Origin of the sequence: Streptomyces sp. ICC1 (assembly GCF_003287935.1) — a bacterium.
GTDB classification, from domain to species: Bacteria; Actinomycetota; Actinomycetes; order Streptomycetales; family Streptomycetaceae; genus Streptomyces; species Streptomyces tritrimontium.
In genome coordinates this window covers 6,026,081-6,043,280 of record NZ_CP030287.1, presented here as the reverse complement: position 1 = coordinate 6,043,280, position 17,200 = coordinate 6,026,081, and the positions used below count along the sequence as shown (strand labels likewise).

Genomic DNA, 17,200 nt, shown 5'->3' with positions numbered 1-17,200 from the left:
CTGACGCGGGGATGCCTGACGCGGGGATCCCCGGCTCCGGGCCCGCGGGGGCCGGAAACGGCGGGGCGGACGCCGACGACTCCCGGCCGCCCACCAGGGCCACCCGCACGGGTGGTGCGGGTGGGAACCCGGCCCGGCCGCAGGCCGGGCGCACCGAACACGGCGCGGCACGCACCACCCGCACCCACCACGGAGCCGCACGCGACGTCCCGGCCCCGACCGGGCCGGAGGCCACCGAGCGGGCAACCGGGGGCCCGCGCGTGCCGACGTACAAGAAGGGGGGCAGGCCCTGGCAGGCCCCCGAGTCCACGCGTGCCAACGCCCTGCACGCGGGTGCCTGGTGGATCTGGGCCCTCGGGCTCGCCACCGCCGCCTCCCGCACCACCAACCCGCTGCTCCTCGGGCTGATCATCAGTGTCGCCGGGTACGTCGTCGCCGCGCGCCGCACCGACGCCCCCTGGGCCCGTTCCTACGGCGCCTTCGTCAAGCTCGGCCTCTTCGTCATCGGCCTGCGCCTCCTGTTCTCCATGCTGCTCGGCTCCCCCATCCCCGGCGCGCACACCCTCTTCACCCTCCCCGAGGTCCCGCTGCCCGCCTGGGCCCAGGGCATCCGGATCGGCGGCCGCGTCACCGCCGAGCAGCTGGTCTTCGCCTTCTACGACGGCATGAAGCTGGCCACGCTCCTGATCTGCGTCGGCGCCGCCAATGCCCTCGCCAACCCGGCGCGGCTGCTGAAGTCGCTGCCCGCCGCCCTGTACGAGGTCGGGGTCGCCGTGGTCGTCGCGATGACGTTCGCGCCGAACATGGTCGCGGACGTCGTGCGCCTGCGCACCGCCCGCCGCCTGCGCGGACGCCCCACCGGCGGGGTCCGGGCCGTCCTCCAGATCGGCCTGCCGGTCCTGGAGGGCGCGCTGGAACGCTCCGTCGCCATCGCCGCCTCCATGGACGCCCGCGGCTACGGCCGCACGGCGCGGGTGCCGGCCGCCGTCCGCCACACCACCAACGTCCTCACCCTCGGCGGCCTCCTCGGCATGTGCGCGGGCACGTACGGGCTGCTGGCCGCGGAGGGCGCCGCGTACGGCCTGCCGGTCCTCCTCATCGGCCTCGCCCTGGCCCTCGCGGGCCTCCGCCTCGGCGGGCGCCGCTCCCTGCGGACCCGGTACCGGCCCGACCGGTGGGGGGCGCGGGCCTGGCTCGTCGCCGGGTCGGGCGCGGCGGTCGCGGCGCTGCTGATCCGGGCCGCGTCCCTGGACCCGGAGGGGCTGCGGCCGGGTGTCGTCCCGCTCGTCGCCCCCGGCCTCCCGCTCTGGCCGGCCGCGGCGGTCCTGATCGGCCTGCTCCCCGCCTTCGTGGCACCGGCACCACCCGCAGCACCACCAAAGGAAGCATCAAAGTGATCCGTTTCGACGAGGTGTCGGTGACGTACGAGGGCGCGCCCGCGCCTTCCCTCGTGGACGCGGACTTCACCCTCCCGGAGGGTGAGCTGACCCTCCTGGTCGGGCCGTCGGGCGTCGGCAAGTCCACCCTCCTCGGGGCGGTGTCGGGCCTGGTCCCGCACTTCACGGGCGGGCGGCTGCGGGGCCGGGTCACGGTCGCGGGCCGTGACACCCGTACGCACCGGCCGCGCGAGCTCGCGGACGTGGTCGGCACGGTCGGCCAGGACCCGCGGGCGCACTTCGTGACGGACGTGGTGGAGGACGAGCTCGCCTACGGCATGGAATCGCTGGGCCTGCCGGCGGCGGTCATGCGCCGCCGGGTCGAGGAGACCCTGGACCTGCTGGGCCTGAACGAACTCCGCGACCGCCCCATCGCCACCCTCTCGGGCGGCCAGCAGCAGCGGGTCGCGATCGGCTCGGTCCTGACACCGCACCCCCGGGTCCTGGTCCTGGACGAGCCGACGTCGGCACTGGACCCGGCGGCGGCGGAGGAGGTCCTGGCGGTCCTCCAACGCCTGGTCCACGACCTGGGCACCACGGTCCTGATGGCGGAGCACCGCCTGGAGCGGGTGGTTCAGTACGCCGACCAGGTCCTGCTCCTCCCCTCCCCGGGCAAGCCCGCGATCCTCGGCTCCCCGTCCCAGATCATGGCCGTCTCCCCGGTCCACCCCCCGGTCGTCGCCCTGGGCATGTCCCTTATACACATCTAACGCTGCCCACGATCCTTCTCGGCCTTGCGCAGCCGGCCGAGCTCCGCCCGCAGCCGAACCAGCTCCTCATCCCGGCCTTCGGCCGCCTCGCCGCCAAGGGCGGGCCCGCGGCCGGCCTGCTCGTCGGCCTGCCGCACCCAGCTCCGCAGCGTCTCGCCGGTCACCCCGACATCCGCCGCGACCGCCGAGTACGTACGCCGGCCAACGGCCGCACGCCACAACGCGACCGCGTCGTTCCTGAACTCCTCCGGATACGGAGACCTACGTCCCACCAGGACACCCTTCCTCGGACCCACAAGATCCATTGTCAGAGTGTCCACACCCCAGGGGTCACCTCATCAGGCTCGTGCACCAGCGCGTAGGACCAGCAGCCCATCTCCCGGCACATCGCCTCGGTCGCCGAGAACTTCACCGCGTCCTCCGGGCCGACCCGGTCCGCCGGCCGGACATCGACGACCAGGCCCGAGCCGTCCTCCAGCCGTGCGAAGTAGTCCGGCGTATGCGAGATCCGGCGCGTCGCCCCCGGCCATGTCACCCGGAACGGCTGCGAGGCCAGCCCCACCACCCTCCGGTCGTGATCGAGGAGCATGGCCCGGTCCCGCTCCAGCCACGACTCGAACCCCACCAGCGACTCCGTCGTCGCCGCCCAGTACCAGCCCGTGAAGTGCCGCTGCCCGCGGTACGACGTGAACCGCCGCACCGGGAGCACCGACTCGAACGGAACCCGCGATGCCGCCTCCAGCATGGACTTCCGCAGCCCACTGCCCTCACCCTCAGCCCACTCGACATCGACCAGACCCAGATCCATCGCCACCCCCGGCTCCGCGTACCTGCCGAAACGACCGTGACAGGTACAGCGAGAACCGGACCAGAGAAATGAGATCAAACCCCACGTACGGGGCAAACGCCGCCGCTCACCACTTGGTGCAGTGAGAATCCGACAGCTCAAACGAGAAGCACTGAGAATCCGACAGCCTCAGTGCGACAGGACAACGCCTTCACCTCGGCAGGGGGAAGGACGACCGCTCTGCCCGCCAACTCAAGCGCCCCTTCGCCAACTGAGATACTCAGTCACACATGTGCCGAAGCATGAAAGCTGTCACCCAGGTCGGTAGCGACCTGGGTTTCACCTGCTCGAAGCACGGCAGGTTTCACCAACTCGGCATACTGCTTGTCACTTCGCCCGGGACAGCACGCTTGGTGTCACTCGAAGTTCGGCTGAGTGTGCGGATTCCGCTACCCCGTCGTGAGGGCAGCACTCAGAGGCGGGGGCACCCCGTACGTTCCAACGCCTTGCGGGCGGCAAGATAGCCAGCGATCTTGAACGCCAGTTCGTGAGAGCCGAACGTCGCGGCGCGGGCGCGCCGCAGCACCACCCGAGTGGCAATCACGACTCCGTGCTCGGGCAAGCTCAGCTGCTCCTCGATCCCCACAGCGGCAGCCGCGAAGAAGCGCGACACAGCCTCGGCGGGTTCGTAGTCCACCGTCAGGTCTTGAGCCACCTCGAAGGCGAAGCCCTCAGCTGCGGGCTCGAAATCGACCTCAATCTCGGCGAAATGCGGCGCGCAGTTCTGCTTCTGATGCAGTATCCGTACGCCCCGGATCGGATGCGGCGGGAACCGGGGCGGCGCTGACGTCATACGGGAACGCTACCCCTGCCTGGCACCTCGCTCGCTTCCGCCGTCGGCTTGGTGACAGCAGACCTGCACATCGCCCATCACCGCGAGAGGTGCGCACCCCGGCACGGCCACGCGCCGCACGGTCATCCCGCAGACGCCCTACCCCAGTTCGCCCAGCGTCTCGGCATCGTCCGCCAGGCAGAGCAGCGGGTCATCGACCCCGCCGGGGTGCGCCCACCCACGCCCCGGGCGCGCACGTTGGCGGCGGGCGGGGTCGTGGGGATGTGGAGCTTGCCGTGCTCCAGGCGCCAGGCGACCACCGCGCGCCGGTCGAACACCGGACTCCGCGTGCCGCCCGCCAGGGCCGGGAAGCCGGGCAGGCTCCTGCGCCAGGACGCGTGCTTCTCGGCCCCCCGCGGCGCGCAGGGCAACGCCACCGGCAGGACCCGGGAAGCCGTCACCCACGCCTTCGAACTCCTCGAACACGGCTGGACGGCAACCCGGCCCGGCGCCTGAAGGGGTCGTGCGTGGCACGACGCGTCACGTGCTCAGCAGGTGATGGTGACTTCGTGGGCCACCGGGTTGGCCGGGCGGGGGAACGAGGCCGCGCCGAAGGTGCCGTGGATGGTCGAGCCGCACGGGACGGTGGTGACCAGACCGTGCACCTCGAGGTTCGACAAGGTGAAGATGACCGACTTGGTCTGGGTGCTGGGCGTGGCGGTGCTGCCGACGACCTCCGCGGACAGGGTCGTGATCAGTTCCTTCGGGGCGGGCGCCGGGCTGCCCGGGGAGGGCGGGCCGGCGAGGCCGACCGTGCCGTAGAACTCGACGGAGTTGCCGGTGACCGCGGCACACACCCGCGTGGACAGGCCTGCCTGGAGACCCGAGTGGCCGCAGGAGATGACGGTCGCGACGGTGGAGGCCGACTGCGCGGTGGCGCTGGCGGGGGTGATCGCGAAAACGGCCAGACCTGCGGTGCCGGCGGCGAGCAGAGCTAAGCGGTTCATGGTGGTCCTCCTTGAGGTGAAGCGCCGTCCAGGGGTTCCCGGACGATGTGCATGACATGTGATATTTCACATGTCATCAAAACGCAAGTTGATCAAGACCTGAACTCTCCCCGTCCACCCCATGGCCATCTCGCCCCGGGGCACGGCGACTTGGGCCCGTGCCCTCAGTCGTGCGTCAACACCCCATGCTCCACCCACGAGATTCCCACGCACGGGCTGCGGCCACCACAGAAGCGCCTGGAGCTCCATCCGGACACCTCCCACGAACACCGACAGCACGGGGTAGAAGTCGCCGTCATCTACGGCCCTGGCGGTCACGTGGACGGTGACGGGTGCGCCGGGCGTTTTTCGCCGCATCGGTCAGAGCTTCCTGGACAGTGCGGTGCCCGCGGCCTGGCGTACCGGCTCCGCCAGCCCGCGGGTACCGCCGGTGGCGGTGTAGGAGATGGGGCTGCCGCACGCCCTGCGGGTGGCCTCGATCAGGTCGGGGAAGCCGTCGGTGCCGACCGGCACTTCGCAGGGGTCTGTACCGCTGTCGGTGCGAGGCCCGGTGAGGACGCCGAGGATCTGCCGCAGCTCCAGCAGCGCGTGCCGGCTGGTTCGGTGGATCAGCTCCACGTCCCCGGCAATGTCAGGCCGGCCGGCCATCAGGGCGTCGGCGGTGATCGAGACCTGCCCCACCCGGGCGCGCGACCGTGTCGTGCACCTCCCGGGCGATCCGGCCCCGCTCAGGAATCCGCGCCCGCCCCACCCGCAGCTCCGCCTCACGCACCAGCGCCGCCTGCGATCTCCCGCGTTCCTGTCAGTACGTGACCTGCACGTCCACCGCCCCATGACAGTGACGACCGCCCCGAACACCACCCCCGTGTCAGTGGCGACCACGCCTCCTCGCCCGGTGAATGGTAGGCCGCTGCCCGCGACACCCGCGAGCGGTTCTTCACCTACTACAACACCGTCCACCGGCACTTCGGCATCGAGCTGCACATCCCCGCATTCCTCCACGACTACTCGGGCGCCGCCCGTACGGGCGGTGCGTTCAGCGGTGTCCATGAAGACGGGCCCCGGCTCCAGCAGCCGTAACGGCAGCGGTCACAGGACGGTGACGTGCAGCTGGCCGCGCTGCTCGAGGCGGTCTCGCACTGGGCGGCCCGCTGCGGGACCCCGCGCTGATGATCGCGGCCTTCCCCCCGCCCGCCGGACTGGGGGATGCTTGTGAGGGGTGGCGTCGGACGGCGGGGAGGACCGGGCATGGGCACAGAGGAGCGGCAGCGGGCACACGGCCGGCACACCCCGCGTACCTGGCTGGCCAATCGGCGCTTCCGGCATCTGGATCGGCCGGACTCCCTGTCCGGGGCGCGGGCTCAGCAGCAGATCGACTACCTGGCCCGGAAGCTGGGCTCCAGGCATCCGGACACGCTTCGGGCCCGGGAGACACTGGCGTTCTGGCTCTCCCGGGAGGGCTTCCCAGCCGTCGCGTTGAGCCTCACCGAAGCGGAGGTGGCGGACCGCACCGCGGAATCCGGTCCCGGGCACCCGGACACCTTGCGGGCACGCGGCAACCTCGTCCGGTACCGCCGTGCGACCGGGGACCTGCCCGGAGCGATCGCGGACTTACAGGCCCTGCTCGAGGACACGACCCGGTTCCTGGGCGCCGACGACCAGGAGACGCACCGGCATCGGCGCCATCTCGCCGAACTCCTGGGCGAGGCCGGGGACACGGACGAGGAGATCGGGCGGTTGAGAACCCTGCTCGCCGAGGAGGAGACGCTCGGTGCGGCCTGGGAGGAGGCGGCCCGGATCACCCGGAGCCCGCTGGCCAGGGCGCTGGAGCGGCGCGGCGACTTCGTTGAGGCCCTCGCCCTCGTGGAGCAGCTCGTCGCGGCCGAGCGAGTGAAGATCTACGGCATCGACGAGAACCTCACCCAAGCCCCGCTCCGCTGGCTGATCGAGTGGCGGGACCGACTCGCCGCCCTCGTGCGCCGCGCCGGGCAGTCACCGTGACCGTACGTCCGCTCCGATCGTCCAACCGGCGGCACTCCCTGCACCGGGCCGGCCAGGCGCTCTCAGGCTGGCGGGTGCAGGGCCGCCGGCGCCCAGCGGTGAGCGACCCGGCCCCAAAGGCGGCGCCCGCCCGGGGAGGCCGTCGCCGTCGCTCTCCGCCAGCAGCGGCGAGGCGTCGGCGAGCAGGGCGGGCGGGGGTCCCGTACCGTCTCGACGGGGTTCTCCGCCCTGCTCTTACAGCCATGTGGGATACCGGGCGCTCGGAGCGGTAGCCGAGGGGATCGCGGAGGAACGGCGGGAGCGGGTACCGACCTAGACCGTCGCAGCGCAGAACTGACCGCCTTCGTCTTCCTCGCCGCCTGCACGAACTTCTGCCTCAGGTTCCCGCACGGCACCTCGTACGTGGCGGTATCCGCTGCCGCGGGCGCCGGGTCGGTCAAGGCGTCAGCCAGTACCGCCATCGGCGCCCCCACGAGAACAGGACGCATGGCTGTTCCTGTCCGCTCACCCCGACCCCGGCGGGGGTCGGGACCCGAGTTCAGGATCCGATGAAGCGGGTGGCACCCACGAACGGGCGGTTCGCCATGGGCTCCTCCCTCACGCTTTCCCCTGTCCTGGGCGAGTTGATCATCATCGGTTCGCCCTTGTCGTTCCTCCCGATGTAGATGCCCACATGGCTGACGTTCGAGGTGCTGCTGCCGAAGCCCAGGACGTCGCCGGGCAGGAGGTCGGTCGGCGAGGTGATCCGCTCGCCCTCGGCCGAGCCCTCGGGCGCCGCGCCGCCGCCCGCGTCGAACTGCGGCTGGCTGTCGCGCGGGATGGTGATGCCGAGGGCGGAGTACACCTGGCTCGTCAGGCCGGAGCAGTCGTAGCCGAACCCGGCCGTGCCGGACCACAGGTACTCCAGACCGAGGAACCTGCGGGCTTCGGCGACCACGTCGTCGCCGGTCACCCCGGACGCCGGGACCTTCGCGAGGTCGCCGCGCTTGAAGTAGAGCGGGCTGCCGTCGTTGGCACGGGCCTCCACCACGGAAGGGGCGCCCACGACGGGCTTCACGGCGAACTCCGTGTTGAAGGAGTACTCGGTGCCGCCCTTGGACGGCGCCCCCGCCGCCAGTGCCTGACGAGAGCCGTAGCCCCGGGCCGTCGGGTTGGTGACTCGCTCCGCGGTCGTGCCGGGCGGGGCCTTCTTACGGAGCTTGGTCAACTGCCGGTCGGGCACCCAGCCGGGGTAGCCGGCCGTATCCCTGGGCGTGGGCTGGCCGTGGACCGTCACCTTGTCCCAGAGCACACCGTCCTTGGTCATCGTGTCCACCACGGTGACCCGGCCCCCGTACAGGGCCTGCGTCTCACCCGGAACGTCGCGGCGCAGGTTGATGTCGTGGGCCATCGCGGCGAACCAGCCCCGGATGTCGACCGGGTTGGTGAGCGCCTTCGCGTCCACCGTCCGCACCTTGTCGGGGCTCTCCCAGATCTGGGCGACGGACACGTCCACGTAGCAGGTCCTGGCGCCCTTGCAGGCTGCCGAGGCCGTCGAAGGGGAGCCCTCCGAGGCGGAGACGTCATGCGCCGGGGGAATCAAGGCGAAGACTGCGCTGACGGCGACGGGAAACGCCAATTTCGAGAGGGGCATACGACGATTGTCCTGCGCGAGCCGCAAGGAACCAGGGACCGATCGGCCGACCATGCGGCTGATATCGGACATGCCGGTCGCCCTGCCGCGCCCGCAAAGGCTGCCGACGGGCCCGCGCTTCACCCTCGTCACTGGACTCCGGGCGGCATCCGGCCCGACCGCAGCACCGGTCCCCGCCTTCGCGGTCGCGGTCCGGCGTCCGCGCCGGGCAGGGGGCGGGCGCCGCAGCGGATACGCCGGCGAGCCTTCAGCCATCCGCTGGAACCGACCGTCACGAGGCCCGGACGGCTCAACGGCCACCTGCCACGGCTGCCAGCCGTCCCCGCGGGCATCTCGCAACTACCTGACCCAGTGGCCTCAAACCCGAGGCGGCAGGACCTCGATGATCTCGGCGATGCCGCTGACAAGTTGGCCTTCGTGCATGAAGATCACGTCACCGGGCCGCAGCCGCTGCCACTGCGCGGGCTTCACGGGAGCAAGGCGAACGTCGGCTGTCTCTCCAGGGCCGAGCTGCGGCTCGAACTCCACCCACAGCCTTGCGATGCTGAGCGCTCGTTCTTCGTCCGTGGTGTGACTGCCGATGTCCCACATCGGTCTGAGCCGACCGTCACCGGAAACGACGGTTCGACGTCCGCCGTCCGCCGTCCGCCGTCCGCCGGATCCAGCAGACTCAACGTTGCCCGGACCGTGCCGTGCTGGACTTCCCAGCCCCGCCACTGACACCAACGGCGGCTGCGGTCGAGCCTCATCTGCCGAGCGGCTTCGGCGAGAAGCTCCCAGAAATCCACGGACACCGGATGGACGTCCCCGATCTCTTCGAGAACGCCGAGCACCATCTCCCACTCCTGGCGCCTGACGTCCTCGCGGACATCCCCGACCGTCTGACCGTTCTCTGCCACGGCGTCCTCGGGCAGCAGACCGACAGCTCGCCGAAGGGGTGTGAACGCATCATCCATGCCCACAGTCTCCTTTGCCGCGTGCGCCCCGCTCACGGGAGCCCCGGCAGGCCACGGCGGCGTGACGGGCCCGGATGCACGTAATGCCCGTCATGCCCGTCGGGCCGAGCGCGCTTCCCAAGTCCGCCCTGCGTCTGTCGAAGCGCGTCAGGAACGGCTGGGGAGGACAGGACCATGTCCTCGGCGGAGCCCGCTCCTGGTGGAGTCGGGTGCGAGACGTCGTCGGCAGGGCGGCCTGGGGTCCGTTGCGTGTTACCCGGCAGGGGCGTCGGGGTGTTTCCGGAAGTACCGGAGCATCCGGTGCCGGTAGTAGAACCGGACGCCCAGGACGCTGATTGCCACGGCCGAGCCCGTCAGGAGGACGATCAGCCACGCTGGATGGATGTCGAGGAAGGACATCGCACTCCACGGCGCCACGGCGGCCACGACGACGATCCACACAGTCGGTTTCCCCTCAGGAGGAGTCTGAGGTGTCACGTGTCCTCCCTCGCGAGCCGATGGTGACGGACTGGCACCACCGTGGTCAGCAGTTCTTCATCCCGACCACGGTGCCGGCCACAGCTCCGCCTACGGCTCCGGGGCCGATGGCCTCAGGGCCGGCCAGGGCTCCGCCCGCAGCTCCGTAGATCGCCCCGTCCTGGCTCTGGCCGGCGACGCACTTGATGGTGTCCCAGCTTTCCCACGAGGAGGGTCGTACCAGGGGTCGGCGACAACGGGGAAGGCGGTGGACCCAGTGGTCTGCACCGACTGGACGAGGACATTGCCCTCGATCCGGTAGTCGGTGGGCAGCTCCCTGCCGTCCGCGCCCTTGGCCCACGGGGCGGCGAAGGCGCCGAGGACCTTGCCGTCCCTTCCGACCGCGGCGACGGCCCCGGTGCCGGCCTTCACCAGGCGGGTGCCGTCGGGCAGTCCGATGGCGTACCGCTGCTCGCGCGGTGCGGTCTTGTCCTTGAGGACGGCCAGAGCGCGCACGCCGCCTTCGGGGGTGGCTTGTACGGCCAGGTCCGTGGAGGGGGCGGCGCCCGGGTAGACGGTGGTTCCCCTGCCCGCCTTCGCACCCGGAACGTTCTTCGTCTGAGGCAGGCCGATCGAGACCGACCCCCCGTCGGCCGTCCTCGCCTTCACGGCGCCGGCCGCGCTGGGCGGGACGCTCACGCCCTTCCCCGGGGCCCGGGCCACGGCCCCGGTACCCGTGGCGGACTCCACCACCTGCGCGGTCCGATCCGCATCCGTCGCTTCACTCGCCGAGGCGGCGCCTGCCATGCCGAGCACGACCGCGCCTGCGGTCGTGCTCGCGCAGACAGGCAGAGCGGTGGATATTCGCTGACATACGTTCATGGAGTCCTCCCGAGAACTGTGTTCAGGTATCGGCGCAGGCACCGGCTTTCCGGTGCGCGACGCCTGGAATGACTCTGTCAGCGAGATCGGCGATACAAGGCGCACCATATGGATCTTGTCGTGAATCCCGGGTGATACGTCCTTATCGGCAGCCGATGTTCCCCGGCCTGACCAGCCCGCCGGGAAGCACGTCAGTACACACAGCGAGCCGTTCAAAAACCAGACCGGTGGAAACTCCCCCGAGGAAAGAGGCCCCGGCCTGTTTCGGAGTACGGCCCCATCCGCGCTTTGGCCCGCCGCCGCGGGACACCTCCCCCACCGCGCCAGCGTCCACACCTGGCGGCTTCGGCGGACACGGCGGCCGGCCGGTGGGCGGGGCCGGCTTGTTCCGCGGGCGGCGCCTACGACGTCCATGTCGGAGAGGGGCGCAGCGGATTCCAGGCCAGCGTTGAAGCCCTCGCGCAGCACCGCTTTCGATCGCCGTCCGGTTCACGGGCACGGGTAGCCGTGACCGGCAGGCGGGCGCACCGCGTGGCGAGGGGCTGAACCAGGTCGCGTACGGATGGCCTGCGTGGAGTTCCGTGGTGGTCTTCGAGCGCTGCTCGGGACCACCTGCCAGAGGTCGGGCGGGTCAATCGGAGGAGCCGAAGCCGGCTGACTGGTCGAGGTGGAACGGTGAGCCGGGGCTGCCGGGCATCCAACCGGTGGTGAGTGCGGTGCGGATGCTGTCAGCCACTTGGGCGGGCACGATCGGGCTGCCTTGTGCTCCCACCCAGTTGCTCGGGTGCGGTTGGTTGGTGGTGATCACCAGTGTGGTGCCGGGAGTCTCGGCGTGTTCGACCGCGTAGGAGAGGGGGGACCAGCCCAGCGCCTGGCCGTAGGTCGGCCGTCCGCGGAGCCGCCACCGGTAGGTTGTGTCGCCCACCGTGATGAGCCGCGATCCCCTTTTGGCCAGTGCCATGTCCACACCCCTTCCTATGTGACGGTAGTAAACCGTGGTCAGCCGGTGCGCAGTACCGTGTGGGTCGGGTCGTCCGCCAGGGCGAAGACGACGGTGTGCGTTCCGTCGGCCAGCAGGTAGGCGCGCAACTGGTCGCGGGCGTCGGCGATGGCCGCTTTGCCGGCCAGTTGATCCACGATCAGGCAGCTGAACGGGGAGGCCGCGCGCAGCTGATCTTCGGACAGTTCGTAACCGGCCTCCACCAGGGCGGCGTGGCGGTTCTGCTGGAACAGCTCGCGGAAGGCGTCGTCGGTCGCGAGCAGATCGAGCAGCCGATCGGCGACCCTCGGCGGGATCTGCAGCTTGGTTTCGGACATGGTTGACGGCATGGTGTCCCCTCCCCCAGCAAGTAAGTGCGGCGCGTCAGTTGTGGCGTAGCACCGCGTGCATCGATCCGGCCTCCAGGGCGTGCGGATTGCTGTACGCCGCGTCGGCGAGCAGGTGCGCGCGCAGTTCTGCGCGCGCACCGGCGATGGCTTCCTTGCCGGCCAGCCGATTCACGGCAAGACAGCTGAACGGCGAGGCCGCGCGCAGTTGGTCCTCGGACAGCGCGCAACCGGCCTGGGCCAAGGCCGCGTGGCGGTTCTGCGTGAACAGCCCGCGGAAATGGTCGTCGGTGCTCAGCAGATCGAGCAGACGATCGACGACGTCGGCCGGAAGGTGCAGCTTCTCGTTCCCCAGTACCTGAGTCTGCATGGTAAAAACCATAGCTGCCCATCGTGTGACACGGGGAGCCTTTCCGTGGCGCCGTCGATACCGGATCCCGCACTCCGGATCCGCCATCCGCCGAAGGGATCCCGATGCGTATTCGCCGTTGCGCCGTGCTGTTTCTGGAGCCTCGCGAAGATGTGGACTTCGACTTCGACTCGCTGCTGACCGGCGGTGCCGGCCTGAGCCGCACCCGGCGTTGGCTGGCCTTGGCCGCGCATCTCGACGCGGAGGTCGAGGTCGACGCGGCGCACCGCGAGTTGCTCGGCCGGCTGAGCCCCGGCGAATGGCACGAGACCGACGCGCTGGACGCCGAAGAGTCGCTCCTGGTGGCCGAGTTGATCGACAGCGGCCTGGTGATCACCGACGACGAACGCCACACCGCTCATCGTGAACGCGACGACGTACTGCGCGCCGGTCACTGGTGGCCGCCCGCAGCGATGATGCACCGGCTCGCGCGGTGGGAGGGCCTGGACAGCGTCAACAGCATGGAGGCCAACGAGATGACCACCGCCGCCGATCTGCGGCGCAAGCTCGGCCCGCCGCCCACGCATGCCTTCGAGCGCGGGGACGCACCGGACCGGGTGCCGTTGCCGCGCGTCGACGGCAACGAGTTCGACGCGATGCTGGCGCGGCGTACTACCTGCCGCAACTTCGACGGCGAGCGGGCGCTGCCCCTGGCGTTGTGCGCGCACATGCTGCAACGCGTCTTCGCCGCACAGTCGCAGGTGCGCGTCGACGACGACACCGTGTTCCTGAAGAAGCATTCGCCTTCCGGGGGCGGTCTGCATCCGACCGAGGCCTACCTGATCGTGCAGAACGTCGACGGTCTCGCGCCCGGGCTGTATCACTACCACGCGGTCGATCACGCCCTGGAGCACTTGCCCGCCCCGGACGAACCACTGGAGCAGTTCGCGCGCCGCGCCCTGGCCGGTCAGCACTGGTTCTCCAACGCGCCCGTGCTGGCGGTCCTGGCGCCGCGGTACGCGCGCAGCTTCTGGAAGTACCGTCAGCACGCCAAGGCCTACCGCGCCCTAGTGCTCGACAGCGGGCACCTGTCCCAGACCTTGTACCTGAGCGCGACCGAACTCGGCCTCGGCGCCTTCGTGACCTCGGCGATCAACGAGATCGACATCGAGCACGGCTTCGGCCTGGACCCGCTGGCCGAAGGACCGCTGGCGATCTGTGGCTTCGGCTGGCGCGCACACGAGATGACCACCAGCGAATTCGATCCGGCCGAGGAGGTCTGGCTGCGGACGCGGGACGCGGCCAGAGAGAGCTGAGTCCGCCCGACCCCCCGTGAGCACGGCATCCGCACTCCATCCCGGACCCTTGCGAACGGCTCGTCAGTGCCTGCCCCGGCCACCCTCACTTCCACTGCGCCCAGGGCGACCGTCCAGGCCCGGCAGGCTCGGTCGGCCCGCCCTCCCCGGCACCATCCACCCGGCCGGGACCCCTGCCCAGGGCGCACGCCCAGGGCGCGTGGAGCGGCCGGCACGACGGGGCGAGCGCCGGAGCGCCGTAGCGCCACACGAAGGAGCGAGTGCCGTGGCACGAGCCGAGGGGTGACGCCGGTCGCCGTCGCCACCGTGTGATCGACCCTGATTTCCCCATCCGCCGGCTTCGGGTCCGAGATGGTGGACGTGCGACGGGGATGCGGGCGCGGTGATCGGCAGCAGGGTCATACCGGCATCCCCTCCCCCGCCACCGACCGTCCGTGATCCGGCGATGAATCGGCCGGCGGTCCACGGTCGGTGCTCCCGGCTCGCCTCGTCCGTGACCCAGGCCTTGCCGTTCCTGGGGTTGCGTTGTCCGGCTGGCGATCCGTATCGCCAGGTGCTCGCTGGGCGTCTGCCCGGGGGCGGGGGCGGGGGCGGAGCCGTTCCCCTGCCGTACGCCGCCGCAGACCGCTACCGTGGTCGGTATGGCCCGGGAAATCAGGATTGAGATCAGCGACGAAGCGTACGAGCAGCTGCAGCGTGCGGCGGCGGAGAGCCGTGTGCCGGCGGAGGCGTATGCCGGGCGGGTGCTGGATGCCGACCTGACGCGGGTGCGGTTCATGGAGGGTGCGGACGCATTCGTCGCGATGCATGCCGAGGGCCTGGCGGAGCGCTTCGGCGGCCCGGCCGGCCGCAGCGCCACTGCGGCCTGACCCGGCGCGACTCATGATCCTTACGATCGATCTGACGTGGCTGCTCGAGATTGCGCACCGGAAGATCCCTGGGGATCCCGAGGTCTGGGACTGGGGTTCGCTGGAGGCGGCCAGGGCGCGCCACGGTTTCCAGGTGATGGACACCCTGGTCTATGACCAGCCGCACCACCGGGCCGCTTCCCTCCTGCAGCAGCTCGTCCGCATCCCCGCTCTGGAGCATTCCAACGAGCTCTACGCCGCCACGGTGGCGGCAGCGTACCTGCAGGGCTCGGGGCTGCCGGTGAACGTGACGACCAAGGAGGTCGGGGACCTCCTGGAGCAGGTTTCCGGCGGCCTGGTCGACGTCCGCCAGATCGCGGTCGTGCTGAAGGAATGGACCCGGTAGTGCTGTGACCGGCAAGGTTTGCCGGGTCGCGGTGTCCGGTGCGGTGCATCGCAAGGCGGAGGACCACGCCTCGTACCGGACGTACCGCCGTGGTCCGACAACGCGGCGAGGTGCCGTGCCGGGCGCCGCGACCCGGTGGACCTTCCCGGTCACAGCACTAGCCACCCGGGCGCATCCGCAGCGGCAGGCCTTCGAAGGGGTCGAAGCCGAGCAGCTCGATCTTGCGCCGACGGGTGGACCACTTGGTTCGGAACTCTTCGTGCACGGGGTGGGTGAGGGCCGGGGCGGCCGCGGGCGGGCACCGCATGTAGTCCGCGTTCGGGCGGTCGGTGAGGTGCGGACAGTCCTCGAGGGTGCGGTTGCAGAACCGGCGGAGCAGGCCTCGGCAATGGCCGGTCCCGTGGTCGTGGTCGACCATCGTGCCGGGGTAGGGCCCACAGATCTGGCAGTCCGGACCGTAGGCGGCGACCAGCGCTTCGCGTAGCGGGCGGATGGACCGGGTGCGTACCGACGCCGGTGGCCGACTGGCGCTCACCATGTGGCCGCCGCCCGGGCACCGCTCCCCCGGCGTCACGTCGGCCGGCGCTCGCCTCCGGCAGGTCCTGGTGTCCGGTGTCGCCCTCCGGGCCGGCTCCCGTGTCACCCGCACCCGTACCCGCGGTTCAGTGCTCGCAGAGCGAGAACTCCCGTTCGTAGAGCTGCTCGTTGTGTTCGTCGACGAAGAACTTCCTTTCCCGCATGAGTTCTTCGCGGTACGCCTTGGCCTGCTCGAGCGTCATGGTCGACGTGTCGGACCAGGGCTGCTGCGGCGGTACGTCGGAGGTCGAGACGATCCGCTCCGCCGGGTCGACCAGGAAGAACGCGAGGATCTTGCGGTGTCCCGGGCGAGTGGGGTCCGCGAGGCGGAACGCGTCCACGCGGTGCTGCAGGACGTTGGGAAACGCCAGGCAGCGGCCCGCCGGGGTCGGTACCGAGCCCAGCACCTGGTTCAGCGCGCCTTCGTCCTCGAGGCCGTAGACCTCGCGCAGCCCGCCATCGTCGTTCTGTTCATAGTCCGGGTCGTCGAGTGCGGCCCGGAATCCCAGCCGGCTCTCGGTGATGTTCTCGCTGTCCCAGTAGTAGATGCCGGTCGAGACGATCCGCTCGTTCAGCATGCCCTCGACGTGCCAGGAACCGCCGGGGTACTCGGGCTGGTCCGGGGTGAGGTGGACGGTGGCGAGCTTGACGATGACCTGGAGCCGGCGGCCGCGCAGGTCGACTCGGGCGGAGGCGTCCGGGAGTGCGGGCGGGCTGAAGGCCGGAGCGTCGGGGACGATCGGGCGGCGGTTCTCCCACCAGTCCTCACAGGCCTCGTCCCAGGCAGTGCAGGCATCCCTGTAGGCCGCGTCGTCACTGTAGGACGACTGGCGCGGACGCTCCGGTTGCGGGTCGTACCATCCGTAGGGATCGGCCTCGATCCGCAGGGGCCGCGGGTGGCGCAGATCGGTGAGCACGTTCTCGAACAGCGGGCGCAGGCGCGCGAACACGTCCGGCAGGACGGACTCCAGTGCACGATGCGCCTCGGGGTGGACGTTGTTGACGTACGAGCGGAAGGCGACGGCGCCGTCGTCACTGACGTCCACGTCCGTGGGCAGCCACTGGAACCTCTCCGAGAACTCGTACTTCGCGTAGTGGTTCGTCGCGTTCTGCCAGGCCTGCTCGGGCCCTCCGCTCACCTCCCGCACCAGGCAGAACAGTGAGGGGTGCACGAGATCCAACACCTGGCCGCCGGATCCGGGATGCCAGTCCAGCTCCGATTCGGGAACCTCTTCAAGGACCCGGACCGCCTCGCGCAACCGGGACCCGAGCTGCTCGTCGACGAGTACGTCCGACTGCCAGACCCCGTCGACCGCGGACACCTCGATGCCCGTGCGCGCGTCCCGCAACGCGGCGTAGTGCGCCAGCTCGGCGCGAACGTAGCGCACCTGCGCTTCGGTCAGGCCCTGCGCCAGCGCCTCCCGCGTCCACTTGGCGACGATGTCGGCGTCGTTCATCTTGTCGAACCACGCGGGCTTGGCACGAAGGTGCGAGCTGCACTGCATGATCTGCAGCTCCCGCAGTGTCCGGGGCGTCGCGAACGCCGGGGAACGGGAGCTCTGGAAGGGCAGCGGGAAGGCGGACAGGCCGGTCACTTCTGGTGGTCCTCACGGTCGGTGTGCGGTGCCCGGAACGATAGCCCGGCCCACTGACACCACGTCCGCGACCCCCACCCCGCG

19 protein-coding genes and 2 pseudogenes are annotated in these 17,200 nt (G+C 70.7%); 7 read left to right on the top strand and 14 right to left on the bottom strand.

What is annotated here, in order from left to right:
- Window positions 1–11: 11 nt before the first annotated feature.
- Together DRB96_RS28430 and DRB96_RS28425 are read left to right on the top strand one after the other, a co-directional pair.
- Entirely contained in the window at window positions 12–1,397 is a 1,386-nt protein-coding gene (locus DRB96_RS28430; protein ID WP_275432029.1) for an energy-coupling factor transporter transmembrane protein EcfT, read from the top strand.
- A pseudogene (locus DRB96_RS28425) lies at window positions 1,394–2,125 on the top strand (ABC transporter ATP-binding protein); the annotation flags it as partial. The gene DRB96_RS28430 and the pseudogene DRB96_RS28425, both read left to right, overlap by 4 nt.
- A gap of 35 nt (window positions 2,126–2,160) precedes the next feature.
- Here the strand turns inward: DRB96_RS28425 and DRB96_RS28420 are convergent.
- From DRB96_RS28420 to DRB96_RS28405, 3 genes and pseudogenes are all read right to left on the bottom strand, one after another.
- Window positions 2,161–2,418, bottom strand: a pseudogene (locus DRB96_RS28420) (transposase); the annotation flags it as partial.
- A gap of 35 nt (window positions 2,419–2,453) precedes the next feature.
- Entirely contained in the window at window positions 2,454–2,954 is a 501-nt protein-coding gene (locus DRB96_RS28415) for a TnsA-like heteromeric transposase endonuclease subunit (protein ID WP_239516876.1), read from the bottom strand.
- 451 nt (window positions 2,955–3,405) lie between these two features.
- Window positions 3,406–3,786 (bottom strand): hypothetical protein, encoded by a 381-nt coding sequence (locus DRB96_RS28405; protein ID WP_112451035.1) that lies wholly within the window; start codon window positions 3,784–3,786, stop codon window positions 3,406–3,408.
- Window positions 3,787–4,056: 270 nt separating this feature from the next.
- On the opposite strand from DRB96_RS28405, the gene DRB96_RS43255 reads away from it, so the two are divergent.
- Window positions 4,057–4,281, top strand: coding sequence for a hypothetical protein (locus DRB96_RS43255; RefSeq protein ID WP_112463470.1), 225 nt, complete (start codon window positions 4,057–4,059; stop codon window positions 4,279–4,281).
- 32 nt (window positions 4,282–4,313) lie between these two features.
- Here the strand turns inward: DRB96_RS43255 and DRB96_RS28400 are convergent, their stop codons facing one another.
- Together DRB96_RS28400 and DRB96_RS28390 are read right to left on the bottom strand one after the other, a co-directional pair.
- Complete coding sequence (locus tag DRB96_RS28400; RefSeq protein WP_112451034.1) at window positions 4,314–4,772, bottom strand: hypothetical protein; 459 nt, start codon at window positions 4,770–4,772, stop codon at window positions 4,314–4,316.
- Window positions 4,773–5,132: 360 nt separating this feature from the next.
- The gene (locus tag DRB96_RS28390; RefSeq protein WP_112451032.1) at window positions 5,133–5,453 is read right to left on the bottom strand and encodes a hypothetical protein; all 321 of its coding nucleotides are present in this window, start codon (window positions 5,451–5,453) and stop codon (window positions 5,133–5,135) included.
- A gap of 567 nt (window positions 5,454–6,020) precedes the next feature.
- On the opposite strand from DRB96_RS28390, the gene DRB96_RS28385 reads away from it, so the two are divergent.
- On the top strand, window positions 6,021–6,773 hold the full coding sequence (locus DRB96_RS28385) for a hypothetical protein (protein WP_162688760.1): 753 nt from the start codon (window positions 6,021–6,023) through the stop codon (window positions 6,771–6,773).
- 538 nt (window positions 6,774–7,311) lie between these two features.
- On the opposite strand, the gene DRB96_RS28380 is transcribed toward DRB96_RS28385, so the two are convergent.
- From DRB96_RS28380 to DRB96_RS28350, 7 genes are all read right to left on the bottom strand, one after another.
- Window positions 7,312–8,406 carry a C40 family peptidase gene (locus DRB96_RS28380; protein WP_162688759.1) on the bottom strand — a complete coding sequence of 365 codons (1,095 nt, stop codon included), beginning with the start codon at window positions 8,404–8,406 and terminating at the stop codon, window positions 7,312–7,314.
- A 467-nt stretch (window positions 8,407–8,873) separates the two neighbouring features.
- Window positions 8,874–9,362, bottom strand: coding sequence for a hypothetical protein (locus tag DRB96_RS28375; RefSeq protein WP_239516367.1), 489 nt, complete (start codon window positions 9,360–9,362; stop codon window positions 8,874–8,876).
- Window positions 9,363–9,614: 252 nt separating this feature from the next.
- The gene (locus tag DRB96_RS28370; RefSeq protein ID WP_112451029.1) at window positions 9,615–9,803 is read right to left on the bottom strand and encodes a hypothetical protein; all 189 of its coding nucleotides are present in this window, start codon (window positions 9,801–9,803) and stop codon (window positions 9,615–9,617) included.
- Between the two features lie 126 nt (window positions 9,804–9,929).
- The gene (locus tag DRB96_RS28365; RefSeq protein ID WP_162688758.1) at window positions 9,930–10,517 is read right to left on the bottom strand and encodes a hypothetical protein; all 588 of its coding nucleotides are present in this window, start codon (window positions 10,515–10,517) and stop codon (window positions 9,930–9,932) included.
- An 814-nt stretch (window positions 10,518–11,331) separates the two neighbouring features.
- Window positions 11,332–11,661: a hypothetical protein gene (locus DRB96_RS28360; RefSeq protein WP_112453771.1), complete on the bottom strand. Its 330-nt coding sequence runs from the start codon at window positions 11,659–11,661 to the stop codon at window positions 11,332–11,334.
- Window positions 11,662–11,699: 38 nt separating this feature from the next.
- Window positions 11,700–12,017 carry an NHLP-related RiPP peptide gene (locus tag DRB96_RS28355; protein WP_162688757.1) on the bottom strand — a complete coding sequence of 106 codons (318 nt, stop codon included), beginning with the start codon at window positions 12,015–12,017 and terminating at the stop codon, window positions 11,700–11,702.
- Between the two features lie 46 nt (window positions 12,018–12,063).
- On the bottom strand, window positions 12,064–12,396 hold the full coding sequence (locus DRB96_RS28350; protein ID WP_162688756.1) for an NHLP-related RiPP peptide: 333 nt from the start codon (window positions 12,394–12,396) through the stop codon (window positions 12,064–12,066).
- Between the two features lie 104 nt (window positions 12,397–12,500).
- Here DRB96_RS28350 and DRB96_RS28345 point away from each other — a divergent pair, with 104 nt between their 5' ends.
- The 3 genes from DRB96_RS28345 to DRB96_RS28335 all read left to right on the top strand — a co-directional run bounded on the left by DRB96_RS28345 (window position 12,501) and on the right by DRB96_RS28335 (window position 14,945).
- Entirely contained in the window at window positions 12,501–13,691 is a 1,191-nt protein-coding gene (locus tag DRB96_RS28345) for a putative peptide maturation dehydrogenase (protein ID WP_112451025.1), read from the top strand.
- Between the two features lie 641 nt (window positions 13,692–14,332).
- Window positions 14,333–14,560, top strand: a complete 228-nt coding sequence (locus DRB96_RS28340) for a hypothetical protein (protein WP_112451024.1) — start codon at window positions 14,333–14,335, stop codon at window positions 14,558–14,560.
- A gap of 13 nt (window positions 14,561–14,573) precedes the next feature.
- Window positions 14,574–14,945, top strand: coding sequence for a fic family toxin-antitoxin system, toxin component (locus DRB96_RS28335; RefSeq protein WP_112451023.1), 372 nt, complete (start codon window positions 14,574–14,576; stop codon window positions 14,943–14,945).
- Between the two features lie 157 nt (window positions 14,946–15,102).
- Here the strand turns inward: DRB96_RS28335 and DRB96_RS28330 are convergent, their stop codons facing one another.
- Window positions 15,103–15,483 carry an endonuclease domain-containing protein gene (locus DRB96_RS28330; protein ID WP_112451022.1) on the bottom strand — a complete coding sequence of 127 codons (381 nt, stop codon included), beginning with the start codon at window positions 15,481–15,483 and terminating at the stop codon, window positions 15,103–15,105.
- A gap of 124 nt (window positions 15,484–15,607) precedes the next feature.
- Window positions 15,608–17,116 (bottom strand): DUF4246 domain-containing protein, encoded by a 1,509-nt coding sequence (locus DRB96_RS28325; RefSeq protein ID WP_112451021.1) that lies wholly within the window; start codon window positions 17,114–17,116, stop codon window positions 15,608–15,610.
- Window positions 17,117–17,200 lie beyond the last annotated feature (84 nt).

Coding starts and splice junctions, on each gene's coding strand:
- DRB96_RS28430 (WP_275432029.1), top strand. CDS start 12: ATGCCTGACGCGGGGATCCCCGGCTCCGGGCCCGCGGGGGCCGGAAAC.
- DRB96_RS28415 (WP_239516876.1), bottom strand. CDS start 2,954: ATGGATCTGGGTCTGGTCGATGTCGAGTGGGCTGAGGGTGAGGGCAGT.
- DRB96_RS28405 (WP_112451035.1), bottom strand. CDS start 3,786: ATGACGTCAGCGCCGCCCCGGTTCCCGCCGCATCCGATCCGGGGCGTA.
- DRB96_RS28400 (WP_112451034.1), bottom strand. CDS start 4,772: ATGAACCGCTTAGCTCTGCTCGCCGCCGGCACCGCAGGTCTGGCCGTT.
- DRB96_RS28385 (WP_162688760.1), top strand. CDS start 6,021: ATGGGCACAGAGGAGCGGCAGCGGGCACACGGCCGGCACACCCCGCGT.
- DRB96_RS28380 (WP_162688759.1), bottom strand. CDS start 8,406: ATGCCCCTCTCGAAATTGGCGTTTCCCGTCGCCGTCAGCGCAGTCTTC.
- DRB96_RS28375 (WP_239516367.1), bottom strand. CDS start 9,362: ATGGATGATGCGTTCACACCCCTTCGGCGAGCTGTCGGTCTGCTGCCC.
- DRB96_RS28360 (WP_112453771.1), bottom strand. CDS start 11,661: ATGGCACTGGCCAAAAGGGGATCGCGGCTCATCACGGTGGGCGACACA.
- DRB96_RS28355 (WP_162688757.1), bottom strand. CDS start 12,017: ATGTCCGAAACCAAGCTGCAGATCCCGCCGAGGGTCGCCGATCGGCTG.
- DRB96_RS28350 (WP_162688756.1), bottom strand. CDS start 12,396: ATGCAGACTCAGGTACTGGGGAACGAGAAGCTGCACCTTCCGGCCGAC.
- DRB96_RS28345 (WP_112451025.1), top strand. CDS start 12,501: ATGCGTATTCGCCGTTGCGCCGTGCTGTTTCTGGAGCCTCGCGAAGAT.
- DRB96_RS28340 (WP_112451024.1), top strand. CDS start 14,333: ATGGCCCGGGAAATCAGGATTGAGATCAGCGACGAAGCGTACGAGCAG.
- DRB96_RS28335 (WP_112451023.1), top strand. CDS start 14,574: ATGATCCTTACGATCGATCTGACGTGGCTGCTCGAGATTGCGCACCGG.
- DRB96_RS28330 (WP_112451022.1), bottom strand. CDS start 15,483: ATGGTGAGCGCCAGTCGGCCACCGGCGTCGGTACGCACCCGGTCCATC.